This window comes from Paenibacillus whitsoniae, assembly GCF_003955665.1.
GTDB classification, from domain to species: domain Bacteria; phylum Bacillota; class Bacilli; order Paenibacillales; family NBRC-103111; genus Paenibacillus_E; species Paenibacillus_E whitsoniae.
The window spans coordinates 1-5593 of record NZ_RXHU01000090.1; the positions used below are offsets into that span (position 1 = coordinate 1).

The 5593-nt window shown below is 52.0% G+C and carries 5 protein-coding genes and 1 pseudogene; 2 read left to right on the plus strand and 4 right to left on the minus strand.

Annotated elements, in window-relative coordinates; translation table 11 throughout:
* The coding region (locus tag EJQ19_RS26575; protein WP_164716725.1) for a sensor histidine kinase at positions 1-699 on the plus strand (699 nt) is incomplete at its 5' end.
* A gap of 415 nt (positions 700-1114) precedes the next feature.
* Here EJQ19_RS26575 and EJQ19_RS26580 read toward each other — a convergent pair.
* A pseudogene (locus EJQ19_RS26580) lies at positions 1115-2414 on the minus strand (MATE family efflux transporter); the annotation flags it as partial.
* 138 nt (positions 2415-2552) lie between these two features.
* Between EJQ19_RS26580 and EJQ19_RS26585 the strand changes: the two are divergent.
* A complete protein-coding gene (locus tag EJQ19_RS26585) occupies positions 2553-3233 on the plus strand; it encodes a TetR family transcriptional regulator (RefSeq protein WP_126144257.1) in 681 nt (226 codons plus the stop codon).
* 71 nt (positions 3234-3304) lie between these two features.
* Here the strand turns inward: EJQ19_RS26585 and EJQ19_RS26590 are convergent, their stop codons facing one another.
* From EJQ19_RS26590 to EJQ19_RS32015, 3 genes are all read right to left on the minus strand, one after another.
* Positions 3305-3721, minus strand: a complete 417-nt coding sequence (locus EJQ19_RS26590) for a 3D domain-containing protein (RefSeq protein WP_420901703.1) — start codon at positions 3719-3721, stop codon at positions 3305-3307.
* Between the two features lie 434 nt (positions 3722-4155).
* A complete protein-coding gene (locus EJQ19_RS26595; RefSeq protein ID WP_126144258.1) occupies positions 4156-4839 on the minus strand; it encodes a hypothetical protein in 684 nt (227 codons plus the stop codon).
* Positions 4836-5593 (minus strand): AAA family ATPase (locus EJQ19_RS32015; protein ID WP_164716726.1); only part of this gene is annotated, 758 nt, incomplete at its 5' end. The genes EJQ19_RS26595 and EJQ19_RS32015, both read right to left, overlap by 4 nt.

Consider the following 5593-nt stretch of genomic DNA (forward strand, 5'->3'; position numbering starts at 1 on the left):
GCGCAATTGCAAGAGGAGCGGAAGGATCATCAGGATTACATCCTGTCCTGGATTCATGACGTGAAGGTGCCGATTGCCGGCTCCCGGCTCATCATGGAGAACGGCGCGGGCAAGCCGGCCGAGGTGCTCATCGACAAGCTGGAGGACGAGCTTGGCAAAATCGACAGCTACGTCGAGCAAGCGCTGTATTACTCCCGGATCGACGCGTTCTCGCAGGACTACTTCATCACGGAAGTCGACCTGCCGGCCATTGCCAAAGACAGCGTCAAGAAGGTCGCGAAGCTGTTCATTCACAAACGCATCCGCCCGAACTTGGAGGAGGTCACACACAGCGTGAGCAGCGACAGCAAGTGGCTCGCGTATATCGTCAATCAGGTGGTCGCGAATGCGCTCACCTACACGGGCAGCGGCGGAACGATTACGTTCCGCTCGGAAGAGTCGGACGCGGAGAAGCGCTTGCTCATCCAGGATACGGGCATCGGCATTCCGCCCGAGGAGCTGGGCCGCGTCTTCGACAAGGGCTTCACCGGCTCGGCCGGCCGTACGCACCACAAGTCGACCGGGCTCGGCCTCTACCTCGCCAAGCAAATGGCGCTGAAGCTGGGCCACGATTTGTCCATCACCTCCGCGCCTGGCGAGGGGACGACGGTGACGCTCCATTTTCCGAAAGTGCGGCGGTATAATGATCTGCGGGGATGACCGCCTAACAGATCAGCTTGCAGCAACGAGGATCGGTGCCGACAAGGGTTCAGGGGAGCTACCAACGAGAGAGCTTGCGTAGATCTGCAGCAGTTAACAGGGGCTAAACCCACTTAGCCCGGAAAAATATCGCTTTTTCTATGCCTTAGCAGGTGACAGCCCCTCTTAAGAAGGCGAAATTTGCCCGTTTTGTCGTTTTTAGCGAGCTTTAAGAGGGGTTGTCCCCTCTTAATTCCGCAAAACTAGCTTATTTCGCCCTTTTAGCTAGGGCCAGCCCCTCTTAGCGATGGAACCTTGCTTACAGTTAAACAAAAACACGCCTCAACGCTAGGTTGAGTGCGTGTTTTGTTTGCTTCGAATGTTCATAGAACGCATCAATTCGCGCCTAAAGCGTCTAAATCCGGCTGCAGCTTNNGCATGGCGGCTCCAACAAGGAACGCAACGGTATCCGCGATGACGAGCGACCAGACCACCCCGTGAAAGCCGTTCATCCACTCGGCGATAAAAAGCACAGGAATGAGCGTAATGCCTTGAATAACGGACATAACAAACGCCGCGGTGCCCTGCGCTGTGGCTTGGAAGATCCCCGTGAACAAGACAGTCATCCCTGTGATGAACAAAGACAAAAACGTCACGTGCAGAATGTAGCTGCCCATTTCAATTAATTGCGGGTCATCCGTAAAGAGCCCAATTAAGTGGCCGGAAATCAGATAAACGACGATGCCGAAAATGACCGCTAATGCCACAATCGTCTTGATCGTGAACCCAATCGTATGTTTCATGCGCAATTTATTCGCTGTGAAAGAGAAGGCAATGAGCGGCACGACGCCCTCGCATAACCCCATCAGAATAAACTCAGGAAATTGCAGCAGACGGGATGAAATCCCGTAAGCCGCTACAGCCTGATCCCCATAGTCGACCAGAAACCGATTGAAAATAAGCGACATCGCCCCCAAGAAAACACTCATAATAAAAACCGGAACTCCGATTTTGAACACATTGCTTAGAATGTCCTTGGAGACCTTGAACCATTTGGCCGAGACGGTTAAGAATTGGCTCTTAGTTCCCATATGGAAGGCGTAGAATACGCACGCAACCAAGTTGGAAATAACGGTAGCCGACGCAACGCCGATCACGCCCCAGTGGAAGACGAAGATGACTAGCGCATCAAGTATGATATTCACGACAACACTGAGGATCATACCGGTCATCGATGTGATCGCGGCGCCCTCCGAGCGCACGATGTTTTCCAGCGTGAAGAATAAGATGACGATCGGCGAGCCAATCAGCATTACCGTGACGTAGTCTTTTGTAAATCCAAAGGATTCAGGCGAAGCCCCGAGGCTGTGAACGATGGGATCGATCAACGAAAGACCGATGGCCAGCACGATAAGACCGAGAACTAGACTGCTGTAAAAGGCGAAGGCAGACACGTGTTTGACATCCTCGTATTTCTTCTCTCCCATCAACCGGGAAATGAAGGTGCCGCTGCCCATGCCAATCAAGTTGCCCAGCGCCATAATGACCGCAAATAACGGCAAGGTCAGCGCAAGCGCGGTTAACATAGCCGTATTGTTCAGCGTACCCAGGAAGTAAGCATTCAGAATGGAATAAATGACGCTCATGGATGTGCCCAGCATCATCGGGACAGCGAAGTGAGCGACGGCTTTGGCGACCGGTGCTTTTTCAAAGTAATGGAGGTTTTCTGCGTCCATGCGGATCACCGCTTTCTTTATATATTTTGAATCAAATCTAACAGTGTTAGTTTGTGCCTTACAGTGTTAGATGTTATCATGAATTTATGAACTTGTCTACGAAAAAAACTTACACTGTTAGATAAAGGACGGATACCGATGAAGAAACAGCCTCCTCAGATTTCAGAGGATAAAATTTTCGAGGCCTCGTGGGCGCTTCTTGGCGAGGACGGCATCGAGAAATTCAGCATGCGGCGATTGGCGGAACGGCTGGGGATCCAGGCTCCCTCGCTGTACTGGTACTTCAAGAGCAAGCAGCAGCTCTATCAGCGTCTGGCCAACCAGACCGCGAGAATCATCCTGGAGGAATTCCACGCCGAAGGAGACTGGAAGGCGCAGCTGTCTGGGCTAGCCGTGACGACACGGGATGTGCTTCGCCGGTACCCCTGTTCCACGCAGCTCATGATGCTGACGCTGCCCCACGAGCCGGACCTTATCCGGTTCACCAACCGGCTGCTCCTCTGCGTGGAGTCGACCTCGCTTGCGCAAGCGCAGAAATTGCAGTCGGTTCTTACGCTTGTGAATTTTGTTTTCTATTTCGTGCTGGACGATTACCAGCATCAGCGCAATTTTGCAGCAATCGTGGAGGAGCGCGGCACGGAGCCAAGCGGGGAAATGAACCGCCTTCTGGGCGCTATGAACGAGGCGGATGCGGGACTTTTTCAAAGGATGTTCAAGGACGGGCTGTTCGAGCTGATGGGAAGTGACGGATCGTTTGAGTTTGGCTTGAAGCTGATTCTGCTAGGGATTGAGCAGGTGATTAAGGAGCAAGATAAGTAGTGTGGAATGTGCAGAAAGGCTGCTCAATGGTCCCTAGGACCCCGAGCAGCCTTTCTGCAACCGGGCATGCTTTACGCATTATCCCGATCCAGCAGGTACACTTTCACATTCTTTTTCACGCCGAACTCCCTCGCCTGTCCCAAATCATTCATGAACACATCAATACGCGTGCCGCGGATCGCCGAGCCGATGTCTTCCGCTTTACGCAGCCCGATTCCCTCGATAAACACCGTGGAGCCGAGCGGAATAATGTTCGGATCGACGGCGATGGTGCGTCCTTCTTTGGCCTTTAGACCGCTGTAAGTAATGCCGTACATCGGATGCGACGCGCTCTTGCCTGTAGACTCCACACCGGCCGTGTAGGCGGTCAGGGTGGTATTCAGCACTTTTTTAATAATTTTGGACTGGCCGTCCGCTAATTGCACACTCGAGCCCACTAAAGGGATCGTCAAATTTTGGCCAATCGCAAGCCGATTCGGATTGGCCATCGGATTGGCCGCGATCAGATCGTCCACACTTACATCAAAGTTACGCGCAATTTTGAATAGCGTATCACCTTGACTCNNACATCGCTTCCGATATACGTATAGGCAGGGGGCATATCCCCCTCAAGGTCACTGCTAGGATACGAATACGCTGTAGATTGCATGAACCACAAACCTAGCAGCAAGCCAAGGGATAAGATCGATAAACCTAACCTTCGAAACATCATAGCTCCTCCTTAGAAATTAGTAGAGTTATAGCTACTAGATTCGTCCAAATCTTGGCTTTCTATACATGGTCCGGGCAAACTTAAGCGGAAAATCGTCTACGAAACTAGCAAACGCCGTTCTATTGAAGCAAATATAACGGAGGACCTCGCCAACGTGCGATAAAACAAAAAACGAGCGCTCAGCATTGAAGCTGAGGCTCGTTTTGCGCTTTATGCGGCGGCCCGTCGAAGCAAACCATAGGAAATGACCGAGTAGATCAAGGCCAGCGGGATCATCCACCAGAAGAAACTCATGTAATGATGCGCAACCCAGAGTCCGAAATCCATCCATAATTGATAATGGGTCATCACGTAGGTCCCGATACTTCCGAGCAGCAGCAGCGCGGTAAAAAAGCCGTACATCCCGATTGCTCCCGTACGCCGGTGCAGACTGGAAATGGCGAGCCCCAGGAAGTAAAAATGCAGAAGTAGAATTACGTTGATGCCCAGCATGCTTGGGAACGACAGGTCGCCCAAAAATTCCACTTTGAAAAAGTGCAGCCGCACACCCCAGCCATGGGTCCCATCTTCAATAAATGTCAGCGCGGTAAGCAGCAAACCCGATAAAACATACGTGCTCACCGCCATTAACACGGTCCCTAGCCAGTAATCTTTTCTGCGAACACTAAACCCCAAGGCAAAGGAGAACGTGTCTTTCAACGTCAATGTTCCGGCAACGAACGTATAGACGAAAATGGAAGCAATCGACCCGGTGTGAATATCTTCCCCATCATTTAAAGAAGATGAAATGATAAAGTTAATGGCAAAGCTCACCGCAATGATGACCCAAGGCATCATGAACCACGACAGTGGGTTGCGCATATGCATTTTGACTACCGATTGAATTCGATTCATTTTTCTCCGGTCCCCTTTCCTTCCGACTGCGTACGCGTCAAATGAATAATCATCTGCTGCATAGATACCGGCGTGAATTCAAGCTCCAGCTCCTCCGCATATTTACGGTCTTCCGCACTAAGCTTGCCCAGTACAGTCGCCGTTGCCGCCGCGCCAAGCACTTCTTGCTGCAGCACCTGCTTCCCTCGTACAAAGGCATCAACTGCCGATTTGAATCCGGATACCGTGCACGCACGCCCCCGAAGCGCATCCGCGTCTTCGTTCAGCAGCAGCTTGCCGTTGTCGATCACGATGACGCCCTCCAGCAGACGGCTGACTTCATCAATCAAGTGCGTCGATAGAATCACCGTGCGCGGGTGCTCCGAGTAGTCTTCCAACAGACGATCGTAGAACAGCGATCTGGCAACGGCGTCCAATCCCAGATAAGGCTCGTCGAAAATCGTCAGCGGCGCCCGGCTCGCCAGCCCCACCACAATGCCGACGGAAGAGAGCATGCCGCGGGAGAGCTTTTTCACTTTTCTTTTGACCGGCAGTCGAAAATCTTCAATCAGCTCATACGCATACGCCTCATCCCAATTCGCATAAAGCGATTTGGCCACTTCCAGCACGTCGATGATACGGAAATGGTCGGGATACTTCTGGCTCTCTTTAATAAAACAGATCTGGCTCAGCACCTTGTTGTTCTCGTAAGGATCCTCCCCAAATACCTTCAACTCACCGCTAGTCGTAAACTGCTGCGCACACAGCATGTGCA